General features: G+C 38.8%; 18 protein-coding genes and 3 pseudogenes. 11 read left to right on the top strand and 10 right to left on the bottom strand.

The annotated features are described in order from the left end of the window. Window positions 1–226: 226 nt before the first annotated feature. On the bottom strand, window positions 227–820 hold the full coding sequence (gene lsa20, locus LEP1GSC062_RS06540) for an LIC11469 family lipoprotein adhesin Lsa20 (RefSeq protein ID WP_020983752.1): 594 nt from the start codon (window positions 818–820) through the stop codon (window positions 227–229). Window positions 821–962: 142 nt separating this feature from the next. Then, window positions 963–2,468, bottom strand: a complete 1,506-nt coding sequence (locus LEP1GSC062_RS06535; protein ID WP_010577969.1) for a discoidin domain-containing protein — start codon at window positions 2,466–2,468, stop codon at window positions 963–965. Between the two features lie 185 nt (window positions 2,469–2,653). Between LEP1GSC062_RS06535 and LEP1GSC062_RS06530 the strand changes: the two genes are divergently transcribed. Next, window positions 2,654–4,174 carry an RCC1 domain-containing protein gene (locus LEP1GSC062_RS06530; protein WP_039941417.1) on the top strand — a complete coding sequence of 507 codons (1,521 nt, stop codon included), beginning with the start codon at window positions 2,654–2,656 and terminating at the stop codon, window positions 4,172–4,174. Window positions 4,175–4,189: 15 nt separating this feature from the next. Continuing rightward, window positions 4,190–5,695, top strand: coding sequence for a di-heme oxidoreductase family protein (locus tag LEP1GSC062_RS06525; RefSeq protein ID WP_020983788.1), 1,506 nt, complete (start codon window positions 4,190–4,192; stop codon window positions 5,693–5,695). Window positions 5,696–5,819: 124 nt separating this feature from the next. Here the strand turns inward: LEP1GSC062_RS06525 and LEP1GSC062_RS06520 are convergent, their stop codons facing one another. Together LEP1GSC062_RS06520 and LEP1GSC062_RS06515 are read right to left on the bottom strand one after the other, a co-directional pair. Continuing rightward, window positions 5,820–7,277: a catalase gene (locus LEP1GSC062_RS06520; protein ID WP_020983784.1), complete on the bottom strand. Its 1,458-nt coding sequence runs from the start codon at window positions 7,275–7,277 to the stop codon at window positions 5,820–5,822. Then, window positions 7,277–7,837, bottom strand: a complete 561-nt coding sequence (locus LEP1GSC062_RS06515; protein WP_010577966.1) for an ankyrin repeat domain-containing protein — start codon at window positions 7,835–7,837, stop codon at window positions 7,277–7,279. The genes LEP1GSC062_RS06520 and LEP1GSC062_RS06515 overlap by 1 nt, the downstream gene beginning before the upstream one ends. Before the next feature lie 192 nt (window positions 7,838–8,029). Here LEP1GSC062_RS06515 and perRA point away from each other — a divergent pair, with 192 nt between their 5' ends. Together perRA and LEP1GSC062_RS06505 are read left to right on the top strand one after the other, a co-directional pair. Beyond that, window positions 8,030–8,485: a peroxide-responsive transcriptional repressor PerRA gene (perRA, locus tag LEP1GSC062_RS06510; RefSeq protein WP_010577965.1), complete on the top strand. Its 456-nt coding sequence runs from the start codon at window positions 8,030–8,032 to the stop codon at window positions 8,483–8,485. A gap of 449 nt (window positions 8,486–8,934) precedes the next feature. After that, entirely contained in the window at window positions 8,935–9,798 is an 864-nt protein-coding gene (locus LEP1GSC062_RS06505) for a flagellar hook-basal body protein (protein ID WP_010577964.1), read from the top strand. Here the strand turns inward: LEP1GSC062_RS06505 and LEP1GSC062_RS06500 are convergent, their stop codons facing one another. From LEP1GSC062_RS06500 to LEP1GSC062_RS06485, 3 genes and pseudogenes are all read right to left on the bottom strand, one after another. Then, entirely contained in the window at window positions 9,799–10,749 is a 951-nt protein-coding gene (locus tag LEP1GSC062_RS06500) for a transposase (RefSeq protein WP_020983812.1), read from the bottom strand. Between the two features lie 286 nt (window positions 10,750–11,035). Next, a pseudogene (locus tag LEP1GSC062_RS06495) lies at window positions 11,036–12,432 on the bottom strand (transposase). 300 nt (window positions 12,433–12,732) lie between these two features. Then, complete coding sequence (locus LEP1GSC062_RS06485) at window positions 12,733–13,152, bottom strand: hypothetical protein (protein ID WP_039941383.1); 420 nt, start codon at window positions 13,150–13,152, stop codon at window positions 12,733–12,735. Window positions 13,153–13,499: 347 nt separating this feature from the next. Here LEP1GSC062_RS06485 and LEP1GSC062_RS23910 point away from each other — a divergent pair, with 347 nt between their 5' ends. The 5 genes from LEP1GSC062_RS23910 (at window position 13,500) to LEP1GSC062_RS06465 (ending at window position 17,188) form a co-directional block, all read left to right on the top strand. Continuing rightward, entirely contained in the window at window positions 13,500–13,661 is a 162-nt protein-coding gene (locus LEP1GSC062_RS23910; RefSeq protein WP_020983787.1) for a hypothetical protein, read from the top strand. Between the two features lie 37 nt (window positions 13,662–13,698). After that, window positions 13,699–14,544 carry a hypothetical protein gene (locus LEP1GSC062_RS06480; protein WP_020983817.1) on the top strand — a complete coding sequence of 282 codons (846 nt, stop codon included), beginning with the start codon at window positions 13,699–13,701 and terminating at the stop codon, window positions 14,542–14,544. A 2-nt stretch (window positions 14,545–14,546) separates the two neighbouring features. Beyond that, on the top strand, window positions 14,547–14,921 hold the full coding sequence (locus tag LEP1GSC062_RS06475) for a TIGR04452 family lipoprotein (protein WP_010577958.1): 375 nt from the start codon (window positions 14,547–14,549) through the stop codon (window positions 14,919–14,921). Between the two features lie 69 nt (window positions 14,922–14,990). Then, window positions 14,991–16,142 carry a hypothetical protein gene (locus LEP1GSC062_RS06470; protein ID WP_010577957.1) on the top strand — a complete coding sequence of 384 codons (1,152 nt, stop codon included), beginning with the start codon at window positions 14,991–14,993 and terminating at the stop codon, window positions 16,140–16,142. A gap of 266 nt (window positions 16,143–16,408) precedes the next feature. Then, the gene (locus LEP1GSC062_RS06465; protein WP_010577956.1) at window positions 16,409–17,188 is read left to right on the top strand and encodes a DUF932 domain-containing protein; all 780 of its coding nucleotides are present in this window, start codon (window positions 16,409–16,411) and stop codon (window positions 17,186–17,188) included. Between the two features lie 3 nt (window positions 17,189–17,191). Here LEP1GSC062_RS06465 and LEP1GSC062_RS06460 read toward each other — a convergent pair whose 3' ends face one another. Both LEP1GSC062_RS06460 and LEP1GSC062_RS25275 read right to left on the bottom strand, forming a co-directional pair. After that, window positions 17,192–18,793, bottom strand: coding sequence for a hypothetical protein (locus LEP1GSC062_RS06460; protein ID WP_010577955.1), 1,602 nt, complete (start codon window positions 18,791–18,793; stop codon window positions 17,192–17,194). Window positions 18,794–19,458: 665 nt separating this feature from the next. After that, window positions 19,459–19,587 (bottom strand): hypothetical protein, encoded by a 129-nt coding sequence (locus tag LEP1GSC062_RS25275; RefSeq protein ID WP_279625775.1) that lies wholly within the window; start codon window positions 19,585–19,587, stop codon window positions 19,459–19,461. 275 nt (window positions 19,588–19,862) lie between these two features. Between LEP1GSC062_RS25275 and LEP1GSC062_RS22970 the strand changes: the two genes are divergently transcribed. Further along, the gene (locus LEP1GSC062_RS22970; protein ID WP_020983811.1) at window positions 19,863–20,102 is read left to right on the top strand and encodes a DEAD/DEAH box helicase family protein; all 240 of its coding nucleotides are present in this window, start codon (window positions 19,863–19,865) and stop codon (window positions 20,100–20,102) included. Here LEP1GSC062_RS22970 and LEP1GSC062_RS24595 read toward each other — a convergent pair. After that, window positions 20,099–20,415: pseudogene (locus LEP1GSC062_RS24595) on the bottom strand (transposase); the annotation flags it as partial. The gene LEP1GSC062_RS22970 and the pseudogene LEP1GSC062_RS24595 overlap by 4 nt on opposite strands. Window positions 20,416–20,418: 3 nt before the next feature. Between LEP1GSC062_RS24595 and LEP1GSC062_RS06445 the strand changes: the two are divergent. Beyond that, a pseudogene (locus tag LEP1GSC062_RS06445) lies at window positions 20,419–20,753 on the top strand (transposase); the annotation flags it as partial.

The raw sequence follows: 20,753 nt of genomic DNA, 5'->3' as shown, positions 1-20,753 counted from the left end.
TTCAATTTCCGAAGTCCTTTTCGAATCTCCAAAAGATCGCTTAGACCGCATTCCCATCCTCAAATCGCAGGTCGACGAGCTTTATTAAATTCATAATTTATTTCATAATCATTCTTACGATAAAGAAACAATTTACCAAATCGGTTTCAAATACTTTCGGTCCGAACATTTGCCAGGGCAAATAAAAATAAGATTCTGTGAAACCGGAACTCGTTGCAAAATGGTTTCAATCTTCGCCCGTAGTACCGGTACCGACCCCTTTTTGATAGAGGCGGAGTCTATCTTCGTCCATCCCCACAAGCGTATGAGAAATTTTTAATTCCTTTCCCAACGCCTCTCCTCCCACCCTTAACTCCACAACCCTAAACCAGGTTTCATGTGGAGGAATATAAAAGGCGTGATTGACACAAAGACATTTGAACTTAAACCCTAAGGAAACTTCAGCCGGTTCCATAGAATGGGGGGCGGCAAAAAAATAAAAATCCTGTTCGGTGGTATTTTTTACAACCAGTACGAATCTTTTTTTAGAACCTGGTTTGAGATAAAGCTCGGATCCTTCTATCTTAGAAGAAACCGGAGCCTCCGACAAATCTCCGACGTTTCCCGTGGCCCAGAGTTCCACAGGTCTCTGAGAAGCTCCCTCGTAGAGTTCCATTTCCAAAGGAAAATTTTTTTTCTCCCAAAGAATCCGAACCTCAATCTGTCGATTCGGATCGAAAGAAATTGGTTCCAAATTTTCAGAATTGGAAATTTCTTTCTTACAACCAAGTAGATATATAAAAAGAACCAAAATTAGAATTTTATAAATTAACTTCTTCAATTGAAAACAACCTTAAATTTTAGAATAGAGTTGTTGAAAAATTAATTCTCCATCCGTTTCTGTTTAATGAAAATGGTCGATTGAAGCAATTTTGTTAATCTGAACTTTTTCAACAACTCTAATGTAAAATTCCTTTGGAAATTTACTCAAGATTCATCTCTAAGATCTGAAAATCCAGCTTACGACTCGGACTTGTATTTTGAACGTAAATGTTCCCATTCAAATTTTTTATCGTAATGAAGTCTTGAAAGATAATCTCCTTTTTATTCGGATCTTGATTTCCCATGTTACAATCCCGACCACAACCGTTACAATCCATGTCTCCGATCTCTTCTATGTAAGAAGATGAGTATTTTCGCATATATCCAAATACCCTGAACTTCAATGCTCCCGAAGAGGATTCTTTGACTTCGTAATTTCCGATTGCGTAGAACTTGCTCGTTTTGTGAAGCATTCCCTCTTCGGCATCGCTTTGATCTTGTATATCACCTTCCATAAAGAAAGAACCATCGGAACGCATTCTAAGAGACCAATTGGATTTCAATCTCTCTTGATTTGATTCTTCAGCGGTCGAAATTTTCGTCCCGATCGTTCCGGCCGCTTGCACGTTCTTTACATTTTCCGAACTTTCAATTGTCTCAGCACTTTGAGGCAAAGCGGAAACTTCAGAACCGATCAATCCTCGATTTAAAATCCCATCCAAATTGGAAGTGGTAAATTGTAGGTGATTCGATTCTGCGATACTTTGAGATCTTTTGATTGGATCGATCAAAAACCAATTCTTATCTTTTCCAAAACGAATTTCGCTCAGTACAAATCCTTTGTACATCTTCCCCGCGTAAATTTCGTCCACGGTTAAACGTAAAAAAGTTCCTTTATACGTTTCTTCTAATAGGATTTCCTGAGGGCCCAGAACGTCCTGAAGTTGAATTTTTTGACTATAACCGTCTTCCCCGGTTAACGTAGCGGACTTGAGTCTTCCGTTCGAATAACAGTGTTGATCCGATCTTTGATACCCGTTCCAAATTTTGATTTTATTGAATTTCTGAGTTTCTTTAAATTTAAAATCGAGGGTAACTCCTTTTCCTTTTTTATCGGAGGCCCAGGCATACTCGTAACGAGAATCGAAAAGGTTCATTACATCATAAGACTGAACGGGATTTGCAGTTTCGGAAGCTGTCGCGGAGCCTTCCACGACCTTAGGAAGCCTCAGGTCGAATTGTTTTTCCTTTTCATCGTAAAAACGAATCTGTCCGATACAGAGATCTTTGTTCTTCCTGAAGTTGATCGTTACGGATCTTGCAAATACCGCCTTTTCAAAACTCACGACCCCCTTCTTATTGGAAAGGTCCGCGGTGGCACTTAACTCGTCAAAGTTGATATAGACGGTCACCGCATCCGTGAATTCTCCTTTGCAGGAATCCACTTCCATCTTTTTCAATTGGAATCCTTCATCCGGATAAAAATGAAGTTTTACGAACTCGGCGCCCTCTTCTGGTTTCCAACCGCCGTCTCCGAGGGCGGCAAACGCAAGCTTATCACTCAAGGAAGTGGACGTTGCCATAGAAACACTCAGTTCTTTTTTACAACTTCCTGAGACGAAGACGAGAAAAGAAACCGTAAGCAAAAAATGGATTTTAGGATTCATGGGCGGGATTCTCCCGGAAAGAATTTTCACGAAACTTCACACAAAATTCTACCTATGGGATGCAAAGGAGAATTGGAATACAGACGAATAAAATCCGGAAATTCTTGACTTCATATTGCACAGTGTTTCTTTTGAAATCAATAATGATACCAAGACTCATTATCAAAAAAGTAAAAGAGGCAATCTTGAAACGAAAAGTTACGTTTATTCTGTCTACGATCTTGGCACTTAGTTGTAAGCCGAATTCGCGCCCTGATCTGATTCCCTTCTTTCTGTTAGGAATCGCTGCCAATCAAGCCGAGTTGAATCAAAGTTCTTTCCAAATCCTTTCTCCCAAAGAAGGAGAAATCATTACTGTCTACCAAGTGGAAACGACGATCCAGACTGATATATCAGGGGAATTCGAGGTCTATGACGAGGAACGAAAACTTTTTTCCGTTCCGATCCATTCTCCCTCTTCTCAAACGTTCCCACCTTTTAAGCCCAAAAACGGGGAGAATACAATCCAAGTTCGTTTTAAAAAACCAGACGGCACGATTCTTCAAAAAGAAGTAAACTTCTATTTCGGAACTAAACTCAGTGCAGGTGGAGCTCACTCTGGTTTTTTGAAAAATGGAGAAGTTTATACGGCTGGTAGAAACAATTTCGGCCAACTTGGAACCGGCAATTCCACGGGAGATGAGAATAATGATGTGATCGTAAAACTCAATTCGATCAGCAATATTTTTAGCATTCATTTCAATCAAAACAATTCCATGGCGATTGCAAAAAACGGAAGAGTCTATACCTGGGGAAACAACGCGAAAGGACAATTAGGAATCGGAAATAACAACACGAACCCGGCCAATCCTCGAGCGGCGGGAAATAGACAACCTCCCACTCTAGTTCCAGGAATAGACGACGCGGTTATGGGAGCCTACGGCTTCAATCATGCTCTGATCTTGAAATCGGATGGCACCGTTGTCGCTTTCGGTCAAAACAACGTGGGTCAACTGGGAAACGGAGCGAACAATTTGAATGCCGATTCGTTTTCTATGGACCCGGTCGCAGTCGTGGGTCTTAGGGACGTCATCCAAGTAATTGCCGGTTCGGAACATTCAGCGGCGCTTACCGAAAACGGAGAAGTTTATGTCTGGGGTAGAAACCAATACGGCAACTTAGGCAACGGGAGACTTTCAGCCGCCAACGCGGCCCAGTCTATTCCCGTAAAAGTCGAGGGACTCCCCGGAATCAAACAGATCGCAAACGGAAGAGATCATATTCTCGCATTGGCATCGGACGGAAGAATTTATTCCTGGGGACTAAACGCAAGCGGCCAGTTGGGAATCGGAGGAAACGGTTCTCCGAACCCTACGCCTATTCCAACACAAGTCTTGAATATTCTAAATGCTTCATCCGTTTGGGCAGGAGGAACTCAAAGTTTTTCGATCTTAAAAAGCGGAGAAGTGAAAGGTTGGGGAGCTAACGGTAACACCGCAAATTTAGCAATTGGAGAAACAAACACCCTAAAAGTCTACGAACCGAACAAAGCGGTGGTCGGAATTGACAATGTCATTCATTTCGGTTGCGGAGCGACTCATAACTTCGTCCTACTCGGAAACGGAGAAATCTACGGTTGGGGCTGGAATTTCAAAGGTTCCTTAGGAAGACAGGATCTACAAGCAAACTGGGGCGCTCCGAATCCCGTATCAATTACACTTCCTTAATATTCAGAATTTAAAATGAGTTTGAATTCTCGCTTTGTTTTATCTACTCCGATCTTTTTCGGATCTTTATCGGGAAAGATCTTTCGAGTCGCCCTATTTCTTGTTTTTTTGTCGACACAAACCTGCGCTCCCAAGGAAAAATTCTGTTCTTCTAAAAATTGCCAAATCGGAGCCATTCTGATAGCGATCCTTTCGGAGTCCTCGGATATGGAATGGGGATACGAAGACGGAGAAGAATACCAAGGTGGTAGTGCGATGACGAGTTTCGAATTCGGAAATATGGCATTCCGACAATTTGCCCGAAATGCCCCTTTGAGATCTATTTCCGAATATACAGTAGGACAAACCGTATTCGAAGTTCCTTGGATTCCCGGCTTTTCCGCCGCCATTCCGGACAGAGACGGGCTTGGTCCCCTCTTCCATACGAACGCCTGCTCTGCTTGTCATGGCGCAAACGGAAGAACACTTGAAGAGGACCAAGAAAACTTAACATCCAGTCTCGTTCGACTCAGCGTCGGTAACGATTCGAACCATGAAGAACCCAGCTACGGAGGACAATTCCAACCGAACTCCGTCCAGGGAGTGCTCAAAGAAGGAGATGCTATTCTCACTTATAGAGAAATTGTCGGCAAATTCGAAGACGGCACGAAATATACATTACGCTCTCCTTTATTAGAACTTTCGAATTTAGGATACGGCCCTCTTGCAAACGACACAAGGACCTCCGTTCGAGTTCCGCCTCAGGTCATAGGACTCGGGCTTTTGGAAACGATTCCCGAGGATACAATTCTCGCGCTCGCCGATCCGGATGATAAGGACGGAAACGGAATTTCGGGTCGGCCGAACTATGTCCGGAATTTAAACGGAATCGGAACAACCCTAGGAAGGTTCGGCTGGAAAGCAAATAACACCGATTTGGCGAGACAAAGCTCCGCGGCCTTTTTAGGAGATTTGGGAATTACCTCTCCTATGTTTCAAAACGAGAACTGTACGAACGCTCAGGCCCAGTGTCGGGCTTCCAGAAACGGCGGTTCCCCCGAAATCGCTCAAAATAAAATCACCGCAATCACGAACTACTTGAAGCTCATCGCAGTTCCGGCAAGAAGAAAGGCTGATAATACAAGCGTCCTTTTGGGTAAGAAAATCTTTTTCCAAGCGGGATGCAAAAATTGTCATCTTCCAAAGACTCAAACTGGTCTGAACGAAAATTTCCCTGAGCTATCTTTCCAAACCATCCGACCTTATACAGACCTTTTGTTGCACGACATGGGAGACGGACTTGCGGACAATAGACCGGATGAAGAAGCGAACGGAAGAGAATGGAGAACCCCTCCCCTTTGGGGAATCGGTTTATTCGAAGTCGTAAACGGTCATACGAGATATCTTCATGACGGAAGAGCTAGAAACCTGATGGAAGCGATCCTCTGGCACGGGGGAGAAGCGGAGTCGAGCAAAGATTACATTCTCAAATTGAACATTCGGGATCGAACCCATCTCCTTAATTTTTTGAAGTCGCTTTAAAAAATTCGGGCCTCACCACAAACGCCTCAATATCCTAAAGAAGAAATGGAATATTCAACACATTCCATGAGTTTGGACTTGTCGCACATTTCTTAGGATGTGCGACATTGAATTCTTTTAGGAACTAAGGACAGGTTTTTATATCTTCTAAGGAGATTTCTACTTTTTCCGCCAGTTTGGTTCCGTATTCTGGATCGCAGAGATAGAAATGTTTGAGATTCGCAACGAGTACACTTTTAGGAAGACCGCGCATCGTGGAAGCGATCGCAGAAGTGAGCCTTTCTCTTTCCTCGATACTCATGATTCTATACAAATCCCCTGCTTGAGAATAATCGTCGTTTCCTTTGTGGGAATCGTAACGATCCGCATCTCCAGAAATTCTTAAAGGAGGTTCGGCATAGGAAGAATCTTGTACCGGCCCCTCAAAACCGTTCGGTTCATAATTATCGTAGTTCCCATCGTATTGAAACTTCGCACTTCCGTCCCTATGATAAACGTTCACCAAGTTCTTAGGTTTATTTACTGGAAGTTGTTGATATCGTATTCCTAAACGATATCTCTGAGCATCCGGATATGCGAATAACCTTCCTTGCAACATCTTATCCGGAGAAGCGCCTATTCCCGGAGGCATGTTGGAAGGCGAAAAGGCGGCTTGCTCTACCTCTTCGAAATAATTCTTAGGGTTGGCGTTCAATTCCAACACTCCCGCCTCGATCAAAGGATAATCTTTGTGAGACCAGACTTTTGTGAGATCGAACGGATTGAATCGATATGTTTCGGCTTCCTTCTCAGGCATGATCTGCAGACAAAACTTCCACTTAGGAAATTCTTTCCTTTCAATCGCCTCAAATAAATCTCTAGTCGCGTAATCCGGATCTGTTCCGGCTAACGCAGATGCTCTTTCCGAAGTCAGGTTTTTGATTCCTTGCATGGATTTAAAATGAAACTTTACCCAAAAACGCTGTCCTTGAGAATTCCAAAGTCCGAAAGTGTGACTTCCGTAACCGTTCATAAAACGATAACCATCCGGAATTCCCCTATCTCCGAAAAGAATCGTAACTTGGTGTAACGCTTCGGGGGCCTTGGCCCAATAATCCCACATACGAAACGGATTCTTATAGCCCGTAATCGGATCTCTTTTTTGTGAATGGATAAAATCCGGAAACTTCAGCGGATCTCTTTCAAAGAATACGGGCGTATTATTTCCCACAAGGTCCCAAATCCCTTCGTCCGTATAAAACTTGATCGCAAAACCTCTCGGATCCCTTTCCGTATCCGCGGAACCTTTTTCACCCGCAACCGTTGAAAAACGCAGAAAGAGAGAAGTTTGTTTTCCCACCTTTGAAAAAACGGAGGCCCTGGAATACTTCGTAAGGTCGTGTGTGATCGTCAGAGTTCCATAAGCTCCCGCTCCCTTTGCGTGAACGACTCTTTCCGGAATTCTTTCTCGATTAAAGTGGGCAAGTTTTTCAATCAGATGAGTATCCTGAATGAGGACCGGACCTCGGGGCCCGGCCGTGATGGAATGTTGATTTTGTGCGACCGGATGACCTCCAGCCGTAGTAAGGGTCTTTTTACTCACTATTGTTCTCCTTTTGTAATTTGAATGATGTATAAAATCCAAGATTTAAAAAAAGTTAATAATCTTTGAAACAGAGTCGATTCGGATTCACTTAGGAGTTTACTGACTTCCGTTCGACCAAACATATTAGAAAATTGAAATGCATTTTGTCCCTTAGGGTTTCGATAATTTTTATCGGCCCCAGCGCTTAATAGAATTTCCACGATCTTTGTATGTCCTTTGAATGCCGCTCCCATCAATATAGAATTACCTTCCAAATCCGTGGAATTCGGGTCTGCGCCTTGAGAGATTAGAAAAAGACTCGCTTCTTCCTGTCCGTTGTAAGCGGCTAACATCAATAATGTATAACCCTTTCGGTTTTTTTCATCTACGTGTCTCAGCGTCCCGATCTGTGCCTTTAAGGCTTCTACGTCTCCTCGTCTTGCCGAATCAAAACAAGGGTTTTCCGACTTTATGCTTTTTTGATATTCGATCCATGCCTTAGAAGCCACCGTTGTCGTTTCTCTGGGAATTTTTCCTTCCGAATTGTGTTTTAAATCGGTCTGAAATTCAAAATTCATCCCCAAACCCCATTAAATTGAAAAATAAATTCATAATTTTTCAATTTTAATTTATAATTAAATCAAAGTTATACATTTTTAAACTAATTATAAAATTATATCAATTTTAAAATAAGAAAAAATTAGCTCAAGTCTTTTTTTAGAATAAGTCTAAATTATAGACAAAAATTATCTCCCCTGGAAAATTGTCACATGAAGGATTCTTACGAAAGAAGCAAAAAGATTCTGGAAGACGCCAGAATCAATGTCACGGTTCAAAGATTACAGATGGCCAACCTACTGCTTTCGAAACCGCAACATCTGACTGCCGACCAAGTGTTTCAATTGATAAACGAACATATTCCAAACGCTTCTCGCGCAACCATATTCAATAATTTGAAACTATTTGCAGAAAAAGGAATCGTGAAGCTTTTGGAACTCAAATCCGGAATTACTTTGTATGATTCAAATGTGAATCATCATCATCATGCGATCGATGAAAAAACCGGGGAAATCTACGACGTAAATCTGGATCCCAAACTTCAGGAAAGAATTCTTTCGGAACTTAGAAAAGATTTCGAGACAAAAACGGGCAGTTCTTTAGAAGACTGTAATTTATTGATCACATTAAAAGGAAAATTAAAGAAAGACAAGAATACTAGAATTTGATTCTTCTTTTCCAGCGTTCTAAATTTATCCTGAGAAATGAACCGACGACTGAAACGTTTTTGCGAGTTTCTTTGTAAGGCGCAATTTTCATCCAAACGGTATTCGGAGACTTAAAATTCGATCTTAAACGCTTTCCCATGATGGCTTATACGCACCGGTAATGTTCGATTTTCTCCTAAGCCTGATACCGAGATGCCCTAAAGAGATTTCGATAATCCCATCCGTTGTTGTAACGAGCGAGCACGTTTTTGTTAAATGACGATCCATAAAATAATATCCGTCAATCTTTTAAACAAGAAATAAATTTCATATAGAATCAGATCTTTTTATTTCTCCAAATCAATACGGAAGATAGAGAGATTCCTTATTCTTTTCCAATTTATGTCCTCAAAATTGTTATCGGATTTTTAAAAACCGCCGATCTTAGAATAAGGATCAGGTGAAGAAACATGCTTAGAGGAATGTATACGGGCGCGAACGGGATGATCATCCAGCAGTCTCGAATGGATGTAATTTCAAATAATCTTGCAAACGTGGATAAAACCGCTTTTAAAAAAGACACAACCGTGTTTAAGACATTTCCCGAGCTTTTACTCCACCGTTTTGACGAGGACGGCGTCGGAAAAGTTCCGATGGGTTCTTTCGATACCGCTCCCGTTGTCGGCAAACTCGGATTAGGCGGTGAAGTCAACGAAGTCTACACACGTTTTGAACAAGGCGCGGTGAAAAAAACCGAAAATCCATTCGATATCATGCTCCAAGACAAACCCGGTAACGAACATCCCGCTTTTTTCAGCGTTATGACCAACCGAGGAGAAAGGCTTTCCAGGAGTGGAGCTTTTGTCATGGACACGAATGGTTATCTCGTCACTCCACAAGGTTTTCCTTTGATGGGAGAAAACGGTCCGATCCGTGTCGCGCGCGGAAATTTTTTGATTAAAGAAAACGGAGAGGTCTGGATCAACGGTGAAATCGGTAACGATCCCGTTAACGGAACTTCCATTGATAAGAACCGATTTGAAACTCCTGTTCTTTTAGATAGGCTTAAAATTAGGACCGTTGAAAATCCCCGCCATCTTGACAAGGAAGGCGATTCTTTTTACGCCGACACTCCCGAATCCGGCGAGCCTATACCTTTTGAACTCAAAGATGAACCTTCAGTTCTACAGGGATATCTAGAAGCGTCTAACGTGAGTGTCGTTACAGAAATGGTCGAGATGATCGAAGTCAACCGTTCTTACGAAGCCAATCAGAAAACCGTTCAAACTCAAGATAGCTTGCTGGGAAAATTGATCAACGAAGTGTTAAGATAGTTATTTCTTGTTGACTTTCCGCACATTGGACTGAAAGTTTGCTTTTCCAGCAAAAAGCAAACTTTCGTAGATTGAATTTTTCATTTGCCTGGTTTTGGCGACTTCAACTACTGCACTTCCCTTCTTGCTTCCTTCGTTCCTTACACTGTTTTGATCAACGAGCTTCTCCATTCCAAACGCTTTGAAGTTCTTAAAAAAACAATACTCGTTCAGATACAGTTGTGAATATTCAGGTCGGATATATCCGTATTCCGAGAAAGCTTGTTTAATCACTCTGTGGTTTCCTTCGGCGTATTGAATATGAACTCCATCTTTATTCCAACGATTTCTGGCCCATCTGTAACGCGAATCTTTAGACTTCGCTGAATGATTTACCATTCGGTGATTCCGATATACGGAGCTTAACCAAGGATATGCACTGTCCGTAAATACTGGCGCGATTTTTGGAATATTCTGAAGGAATAATGGACCCAAAGTATTCATCTTCTGATCAGGGACCGAATCTAAGATCAATGCTCCTTCACTCGTCGCAATTGTATGGACTAACGTTCCGATTTGTTTACCACCCAATTTCGCGCTCATATAGATAGAAGCGGTACAACCGCCGTGTTTGTGCCTTCTACGCCCTTTGTTAGCTCTTTGGGACGCGGAGAACAATACAAGAGTATCTGCGTTTACTTGCGATTTTCCTTTGAAAGCCTTTTTCAAAACCTTTTCTGCTCTTCTCGATTGAATCCGGTTTTTTTCTGAAACTGCCCCTTTACCATTCGAATCCGGTAGGCGAAATTCTTGAAAGGAACTCTCTAGTTTCTCGTAGATCAAATCGCGAAAGGATTCCTTCTGTTCACTCGCAAAAAGTTGAATTCTACGTTTCAACAATAATGCCGTATTGTAAGACACACCTGTTTTTCTTTTGATCTCTGTCGCTGTTAATACCTTCGGACTTCGCAAATACGCTTCTTCAAATACGTAACCGAAGAGCCACAGCGGAAGTTTAAAATGATGTAAAGGCGTGTAACTCAGTCTCGAACATTGATAATGGCAGATCTCACATCGAATCAAATATTCTCGTGTGCTAATCTTTTTACGAAGCTGAATATTACAGCTACCGCAGTATTTCGGGTAAAACGTATCTAAGAACTTTTCTGTTAGTTTTGTGTAATATTCTGTATTAACTGGAAGGTCGGATTTAGTCGTTAAACACGACTTGTGTGCATTCGGAACAGAAAATAGATAGTTATCCCTTCCTTCCGATCCCAACTGCTGGACCTAACGGCCCTCCGGGATCGGAACCAAAGGATGATCTACCCATCTCCCTCGCACCATCAACACGCTCATCAACTTCCCCAGCAAGCATCTCTCCATTTTCACAAATCACATCCAACCCAAACACATGAGCATTCTTTAAAAAACTAAACTCATTCAGATAACGAGTAGAGTTCTCAGGACGAATGTAACAGTAAGAAGAAAAAGCTGTTTTCAAAAGTCTGTGATTTCCTTCGGCTACTTGCGAATGACAACCGAGCTTCGAGAAGCGATTTCTTGCCCATTTGTAACGAGCATCTTTAGAATGAGCGCTGTGATTTACTTGGCGATGGTTCTTGTAAATATTCCATAAAAATTTATATGCGGAATCAGTCATTAAAGGGGTTTGTAAAGGAAGATGATCCTTAATGATGGGACCTAACGTGTTCATCCTTTCGTTGGGAACACTGTGAAAGAACACAGGTCCGGATTTGATTGCAATCGTGTGAGCCAAGGTTCCAACTTGCCTACCTCCAAGCTTGTCTGAGAGGTAAATGGAAGCAGTAGAGCCAGCATGTCGGTATCTTTTACGTCCCTGATTGGCTCTCTGACTTGCTGAATACAAAACTACTGTATCAGCACAGACGTATGGACGATTTTCCATGATTTCAGTAATATCAGCATCTTCATCAGGTGGTAAGGAGAAGTCTTTAAACTCTCTGTCGAGCGCGTCATATGTCAGTTGCTTGTATTTTGGTAATTGCTGTGAGGCAAAGACTTGGAATCTTTGCTTCAAATTTGCCGCGCCTTTGTATGATACATTCAATCGTTTACTAATCTCAGTTGAAGTGAGGGTCTTTGGAAATTGTATCATGCTCTCATAGAGAACGTATGAGAACATATATAACGGAATTTTCATGTGATGAGGGGAGTGTAGCTCAGTCTTGACGTTAGATACCTACATCCCTCACAGCGGATCAATTCAGGTTGAGTTGATATCTCTTTAGTTAATAGCTTGCCTGGGCAGTTAGGGCAATACTTTGGGTAGAAGTCATTCAGGATCTTCTTAGTGAGGTTTGTAAAGAAGTCGATGTTGATGGCTGGGTTCTTACGTTTCTCTTTCAGTTGTGCTGATGTCAGTGGTTTAGGACGTGAAGGTGACTTGGTGGGTGCTAAAGGAGTGGAAGTATTTGTAATACTCAAATTCAGATCTTGAGGGATCTTCATTTCAGTTTTCTTGCTGTGTGTTTCAGGAACTATTGGAAATAACTGATTTCCATTTCGGTTGGGATAAGTCTGATGAGATATACAGATTTCAGACCAACTTGCTTTGTCTCTGTCGGATTGATTGGGAACTATTGAAAGTGGTAATTTTAGAGCTGCTTGCATAACTTTTTATGAAAAAAAGCAAAGCTCGATACCAGATTTAAAAACAAGGAATTTTTTCTATGATTTTGTTTTCTTAATGCAAAAGCTGAAAATCAGGAACATGGAAGAAGGATCAAAACTGCAATTCAGGATTCAAAAATCAAATCCGATTCTTAGAAATTAAGATTCCTTCCGAGACCCTAAAGCGTTAGTCGAAATCAAAAATAGAATTTTAACCAATTGAGCGAAGAAACTAAAAAACTGGAATTTCAAAGAATTGATCAACGAGTTTGAATTTTAAAATCAAAAGACCTCAATTCACTACTCATCTTCTTCCGATAAAGCCTCAATCATATCCGCAATTGCTTTTCGTTTCTTAGGTGGAAATTTAAGTAAGTTGATAACAATCTCACGAATGCCCTTCGTAGTTACGATTAAATCATACAAAACTTTATTCTCGTCCGTTTCTATCATATTTCTCTCTTTCAAAGAGTTGTAACGAATGGGAAGAACCGGAATCGAATTATCAACTAAATACGTTAGATCAACATTATACTCACGAACAAACGCCAGTAAGACTTCGTAAGCCGTTGTTTTCACTCTATTCTGAGTAATACTTCCAAGTCCCGGAACGGACAAACCAAGTTTCTTAGCAGCGACAACCTGGGTATCACCGGACGCATCAATTACAGCCCTCGCCTTAGCACCAAAGCAGTGTATTTCTGTTTTTTTTGAAGCCATTATTAAAATATGTCAATAAAATAATCCTTGATTTATTATGTTAATAACATAAAAAGGTCGAGGACTTATTTGGACGCACAAGTACCATCCTCTCAATGCTTCAGGGTGTGAAGCAGAAAAAGGACGGGCTATACACGGAATAGGAGGAAATCACTCTTTTCTACCAATCACTCAGTGATCTGGAAAGCCAGTATCTATTGAATTTGAAGTGAAAAGGAAGGATTTGTTTGTATCGGGAATTCAGCAGTTTCGTTTTAACGAAATCTTTTCATTCCTAGATTCACTTTCTGTAATCTTCCAATATAGTCCCTACCTTGCAGTAGAACCATACATAAGGATTTTTTAAAATGAAGTTATTAGCCCTCTTCCTTCCTTGTATCTATTTCTTTATTACAGGGAATCTCATTCGTTCCGTGATCTCGTTCTGCCTCATGGCTACGCTTGTCGGATGGATCTTTGCTTCCATCTGGGCGGTTTCTTACAGAACTGAGACAATGATTAACGGATAAAGTCGCACACATTCAATTCAATTAGGAGTCATCAATCATGGGGTCAATGTACAAAGAACAAAAGAAGACAAATAAAATTCTTTCGGAACTAACAAAGTTTAATGAGAAAATCGCAAAGGCGAATTTTGAGCTACAGAACAAACAAAACGTAGAGTTGGAAAGACAAACCTTCTTGCTCGAACAGGAGCAAAGAAACCGGGAATATCAGAAGTATCTCAGAGACTTTATCTTTGAAATGAAAAAGTTTGCAGAAGAGATCGGCTCAGGAAAGTATTCTGAAATTCCAGCTTACACTGCCGCAAGAATTGTTAAAACAAGAATTGAATCGGAAGGAATTTCCTCTCAATCTTTTGAACAAATTCAAGACAAGGAATTCTATTCTCAAGCAATCGAATCTTTAGATAAGGTTTTGGAAAGTGCATCCGCCAAAGCAATTACCGAGGGTGATCTTTACTTTGAAACGTATCAAGCATTCCTGAAATCAATCGATAGAAAAGAATTCGCAAAAGATTATTTTTCGAACTGGGGAAAAAACTTTTTCTACACTCTCCAACCGGATGGAGATGAATTTAAGAAAAAACTAAACTTTCTCGCTATTGGCTTATTCTCTGCATCGATGATTCTTACATTCGTTCCAATACCGATTCTTGGAGGCTTCATCGGATTATCTGTAATGCATATCTGGTTACAAAAAAGAATTGTTAAGGATTACTCCCCTCTATTTTCCTCCATCTCTGTTTCGACAAATTCTATCTCAGGATTTATGGCTTTCAAAAAAGCAATTCAAGTGATTGAAGGTTCCATTTTGGAATCCGAAGGTGAACTTCGTAAGTTTCGTCAAAGCAGCTTCCCTGAAATTGAAAAATATGAGCTACCGAGGTAATCATGCCTTATCTGTTAAAACATACTTTCAACATAGCTGTTGTCTTTTTTGTAATATTCAACTGTAACCTTATGAACGAAGCAGGATTAGCGAATGATCGAGTCAAAGGAAGTGAAGTGAAACAAAAGATTGATGATGCTTCACAGACCTTAGTTATAGTTCTCGCTTCTTATGATAAAAGCATTTTAACAGCGAGTAACTTTTTACTCAACATGAGCGCTTCGAAAGTGGCCGGTATTGACTCTAACGCATATTACGACAAGCAGTCTGTTGATAATTGTCTCGAAGCAATCAAGACTTGGGGATACCTCATTCGATCGCCTGGCTTTATGGCTCTCATCGAATGCCAACTCAAACCGGAAAAACCACTGTATTAGTTTTTCCAATTCCCTTTTCTTCCAATGAATTTATAAACCAATTTAGATTAGAATCTAAGGAGCCTTACTTTGCAAAAATTGAATTTGATTTATTTACTTTTAGGACTGTGTTTCGTTTCCGTGAATTGCTTACACTTAGTTAAACCTAATTATAAAATTGAAAGATTTGAAGCCACTACAAGACCAAAAGCTGAAATTGGACCTGAATCATTAGGAGGCCCGGCTCTTAGAGAAACGTTGAAGAAGAATTTCAGCAAATTTATAGATCTTACGGAATATTCCGAGGTAGATAAAGACAGGCTACGAATTGTTATTCAAGAATATTCTCCCAGAGACGAAGAAAATTCTTACGGGAAAATTGGTTATTTTAACCTTTGTATATTGATTCCTTGCTGGAATTCATATAAATCTGGTGTTAAGGTCGAATATGAGATCAATGGAAAAACAGAAAGAGTGGAAAGATATACTGAAAATAAAACGCTTTGGGTTTGGCTTCCATTCGTCTTTTATAACATCTTCACTTTCAGTTCTGAAAAGGAAGATTACGATAAAACCGATTATCTTAATCTCCTAAATAATATCGCACCGAACATTGCAAAATCCACTTTAGAAATTGAAAATAAGAATAAATCAAGGATAGCTGAGCAAGCCGAACACCTATTACAAAAACAAAAGGAAGTTTCTGAATGGGAAAAGGTGAACAAGAATTCTGTTCGTGATTTAGTTCATTATTTACAAAATGCCAATGAGGGAGAATTAAAAGAGCAAGCTAAAGAATTCCGCAACAATCTTTTCGACAAAAAAGTTCAAACATATCTAGTCAACCATTACCCATTTGTTAAGCCCTATTTAAAGAATATGGTGTTATATCCGGACGGATCGAGTGCTGGATCTTATCAGTTTTTCGAAATTTTCACAAGACTTGTTTTAGAGAAAGATTCTGAAACCGGCTTCAAACAAGATGTAAAGTTATTCCAGAAAGAAGGAAAAATTATTTGGGAAATTGAATACCAAGGAGAAACACATCTACTTTATTTTGTGCCGTATAAGAATAACATCACGCTTGAGAAGATTTCGAGAGATGGAATAACATTGGTTCTGCATTATAGAGTAAACGGACCTGACGACGGCATTTTTCGGGCAGCGTTATTATATGACAGATTTTCTTCTTATCCCCTCTGGAAAAATTTAGATATAGACTTCTTAGATTCTTTCAAGTAACTAAAAGCTTAGAATTTATGAGCGTGTTTCTTTTAGATGCACGCTTCTTTTTTAAACTCATTCAATCAGTCCTGATCGTGAACCAAATATTCATTCCTTGGAATTCTGATAATAGCAAAAACAACTTCTATTTTCCGAGACAATTTGAATCTACAAATCGGATCATTCTATTTTCCTAAAAGTAATTTCATTCCTACTCATTTACAAAATTCACTTTCTTTTAATTTGGTAAGGAACGATGAACTTCCTCGTTAGTAGGAGTTCAAATGGGAATCAGTGAAGAGGAATTAAAACGAAGAGTCCCTTCAGTTTATTCGGATGCCTCTTTCGGGCAAGTAAGCAAAAAGTATCTTCAAATCAAAACCTCTGATGTTCTCTCACTCTTTTTGGATCTTGGGTGGGAGGTTCAGACTGCAACTGAAATCAATGTCCGAAACAAGGACCGTAAAGGATTTCAGAAACATATGCTAATTCTTGAACATCCTACAATGATCTTTCAAGACGAAGGAAAGTTGAATGTTGTAATCTACAATTCACACAACCGGTCCAACTCCTTAGAAATCTTCTATGGCTTTCTACGTTTTGCCTGCTCGAATCAGTTACTCATTCGAAATTTAGGAAATGGGAATCAGAAATCTTTTCGTCACCACAAAGCAAATCTGGATGTTATCAAAGATTGGGTTGTAGAAATTCTTTTTGGATTTAACGATTTAGCCGATGATATTCGATTCTTAAAAGCAAAAGTTCTGAATTCAAGTCAGATCAAAGAATTTGCAAATACTGCCTTAGATTATCGATTTCAATCCGATTTACGAGAATATAGAAGATATTTGGTAGAGAGTATTTTACGAGTTCGTAGAAATGAAGATAACGGAAATACAGCTTGGAAAGTTTTGAATCGGATTCAAGAAACAATTACCAAAGGACTGGCTCTTTACCCTGACAAAAACAAATATATGCGATATATAAAGTGTAGGCCTATACAAGGAATGGATCGTTTGATTTCATTCAATACTGATCTCTGGCAATTAGCAAAAGAGATTTAGATACTACAGAATTTTCTTTTCGAATTTATCTCCAAAATATTCTATCCACAAGTTATCATACGTCAGAGTGTATTGCTTGCATGACCGAATCTGTGGTAAATTCAGAAACCCACCTTTAATGCCATTATCAATTGGAGCAAATATCCGAGTTTGATTCAGAATTTTATTCTTAAATTCTTTTACGCTGAATTTTATCTTGTAATGAGCTTTTAGTCTATGGAAGAATTCATCAGGGAACTGAGCCCCAGCACAAAGTTTTTCTTTTACTTCCTTCTTTAACCGTACCGAATCAGAAACTTTTCTTTTGTTTACGTAGACATCGTAATTGTATTTTCCTATGACCTCTTTCAATATAAGTTTAAGAGTATCAAAAGTCTTGTTTCGATAAAAATCAAAGGAATAATAAACTTCAGCATCAATCCATTGTAGATCTATGGGAGTCAGATACTGCAAATTTGAATGAAAATTAAGATTCTTTCTTTCTCCAAGTCCCGAAGGAGCATACTCACTCTTAAAGTTAATCTTACAATACTTATACAGAGTCCTTAATTCTTTCTCTTCTTTACCATTTGGATTCTTAGCGATCGCAGAAAGATCTTTACTTCCAGCATTACAAGAAAGACAAAATTCCTTAGCCTGCTCGTAATTCATTCCTTTCGATAAGCAGTAATTCAGAACTTTAAAAATTGTTTTTTCACCGCCGACTCGGTTCCCTTCTGTAATTTGAAATGAATTTGATTTCCCATCTTTCCTAATTCTTTCTTTCTTCCAAATGGAAGAATTACCTTCAATTTTAGAAATGAAGTTCTCTGATAGAAGTTCAGCATTGTTCTGATACAAGACTCCCGAGGCTGTTTCGTAATTAATCATATAAAGTTTAGAATCGAGTATCCTTAAGGTTTCCTTCAAGGCATAGGGAATATTACGTAAAATTTCTTTTCTTTCAAATGAGTAAGGCAAATAGTCCCAAGCAAACGGAAGTCGATATCCTTTGCCTTGCTCTTTTCTCAGTTCCAATCTGATTCGATCATCTGTTGCTTTCATTACCCGCGCAATAAGAAGGAGTATGTTATCTTTTTTCCAAGTGTCTTCTGCTCTGTAATAGATATGAGCGCCTCGATTAACTCTTGAGATCTCGCAAAAAACTGGAATACAACCTAGGTTCAATTCTACTTCTTTGAGGAGTCTTTGAATTAATTTAACGTAAGAAGTAAATGGAAGATTGGAAAATGAAGGATTGTGAGTATCTAAATCAATGTAAAGAATATCTGAATTAGGATGTTCAGACAAAGCCAGATTTCTTAGCTTTCTAAACCAGATAAGCTCATTCTTAGACACCCTTTTAACGCTCCATATTTCATTTACTTTAACCCTGGAAAGAAAATGATTACTGATAAACCCGAAAATCTGACTTCTTCGATTACTCAAGAAAAAGGTTTTATATCCTTCTTCTGAATAACAAGTAATCCTTTTCTTTTCTGATCCTTCAAATTCTCTGCGTATATCAAATCCTAGCTTATATAACAACTCAATGAAGAAACTAAAATTCTCTGAAATATACCTTTTAGAATACTTAACAATATTATTGGTCCCGATCTCACTCATGATTAATTAGTGAGAGAAAGTAAAAACTTACTTATAAATGGGAGAAAGCTGAAGAATGAATGGTTTGAATTGAAGTTAGAGTAGGAATTCCCTTATAATTAAATATAAAATAAGTAAAACATAATGAATGCTGAATGTGAGTAGAGAGTAATTAGAATACTTATTAAAAAACTATAAAGTATCAGTCCTCAAATATTTTAAATAAACATAATTTACGTCCAGGAAAATGAGACAGAAGTTCTGTATTATAAAATTTAATAAAAATTCCAACCGTAACTCCAATAACGCTAACACCCTAAAAATTATAGAAATTCAAAGTTTTTTTTCAAATCGGTAATTATTTTTACTTGACAGAATTTAAATTTAAAATAGGAGTAGCTATAGAAAATTATAGTAAAGAACTCCGGATCACATGAGTATCCTTTCTAAAATTTTCGTTCAAATTGTTTTTACCTATCTTCGGGTCATTTTAAGCAGTCATCTGTAGTAAGTGTCCTTAAAATTTAGGCTTATGATTTGGTTTTCACCGTATTTTGTGTTCGGTCGATTCCAAATTTTGAAAGTGCTACTATATTTTAAGGACATAAGTATGTACGAATCAACCCCTACCTATTTCGATCATAGAGAAGATCGATATAATTTCAGTCAACCAAACCCTTCTGAATTCAAACCTGAGCCAGAGACAATAGATCCTCGAACGGCTTACGAAATAGAATGTAGAGAATATGTTCTAAAAAGAGCATCAGAAAATGAACTTTTTGCAAAAGTCCATTCAGCATTGGAAGTAATTCCACCACAACAGATCTACGAAAACCTTTTCCAAATTAGCTGTTCAATTTCAGAAGCTTTCAGCTATAGGGACACCAAAAGACTCATTCAATTTCGAGTGAAACTAGAGGGAAAATACAATCTATCAGGAATTTTGGATAAGAAGAAATTTGGGCACTTCAACTATGTTTTCAAAATTGCGTCAAAGCATGGTTGGTCAGGAACTGTTCCGTCCGGAATTTCTAAGAATAAGCAGCCTTTCGAATCTATAGCTTCGCATTCAAAAGGAAAGTTGATCTCTTTGAATACAAGGTATCTTACGGACGAAATGGATGAATTCAAAGATCTGGCAAAGATCAATGTGATACAGTCTCTTCAAGGAACTGGAAAAACAGAATTTTTTCTGAAAAAATTCAAAGGCGAGAAAATTATATACTGCTGTCCCCTTAGAGTGCTTGTGAGGCAAGCTTGCGATCGATTTCAAAAGGCAGGTATCGTTTTAAGCAACTACGAAATCTTAAATAACGTGAGTTCGGCCTAAGGAGAGAGTAAAAGTTGTAAATTGTCTTTGGATCTCAAATTCAAAGAAGGTTTTTTTGGAAAAAAAGAAAATGCAACTAACCCACTTAATAGATTAACAGCCCAATTGAAAAAGCTTCGATGTCTAGTATGTTGAATCTGACAGATATTTTTGAGTTCATCATTTACGGATTCAATGATAGCTCTTTTTCTTAAAAGATTTTATCAACTAAGGGCATTAATTTATTTTTCATATTCTTTTTAAGTTTTGTAATGAGTTGAATTCCTTTTTCATAAAGACTTTCAAACAAAGATTGACTGATATAACCTCTATCTCAGGTTACATCAGTCAATCTTTGTTTGAAAGTCTTTATGAAAAGGGAATTCAACTCATTACAAAACTTAAAAAGAATATGAAAAATAAATTAATGCCCTTAGTTGATAAAATTCTTTTAAGAAAAAGAGCTATCATTGAATCCGTAAATGATGAACTCAAAAATATCTGTCAGATTCAACATACTAGACATCGAAGCTTTTTCAATTGGGCTGTTAATCTATTAAGTGGGTTAGTTGCATTTTCTTTTTTTCCAAAAAAACCCTTCTTTGAATTTGAGATCCAAAGACAATTTACAACTTTTACTCTCTCCTTAGGCCGAACTCACGTTATTAAGAT

The sequence above is a fragment of the Leptospira alexanderi serovar Manhao 3 str. L 60 genome (genome assembly GCF_000243815.2).
GTDB lineage: Bacteria > Spirochaetota > Leptospiria > Leptospirales > Leptospiraceae > Leptospira > Leptospira alexanderi.
Note: the sequence above shows the minus strand (reverse complement) of the source record. Positions and strands in the feature narration are given on the sequence as shown.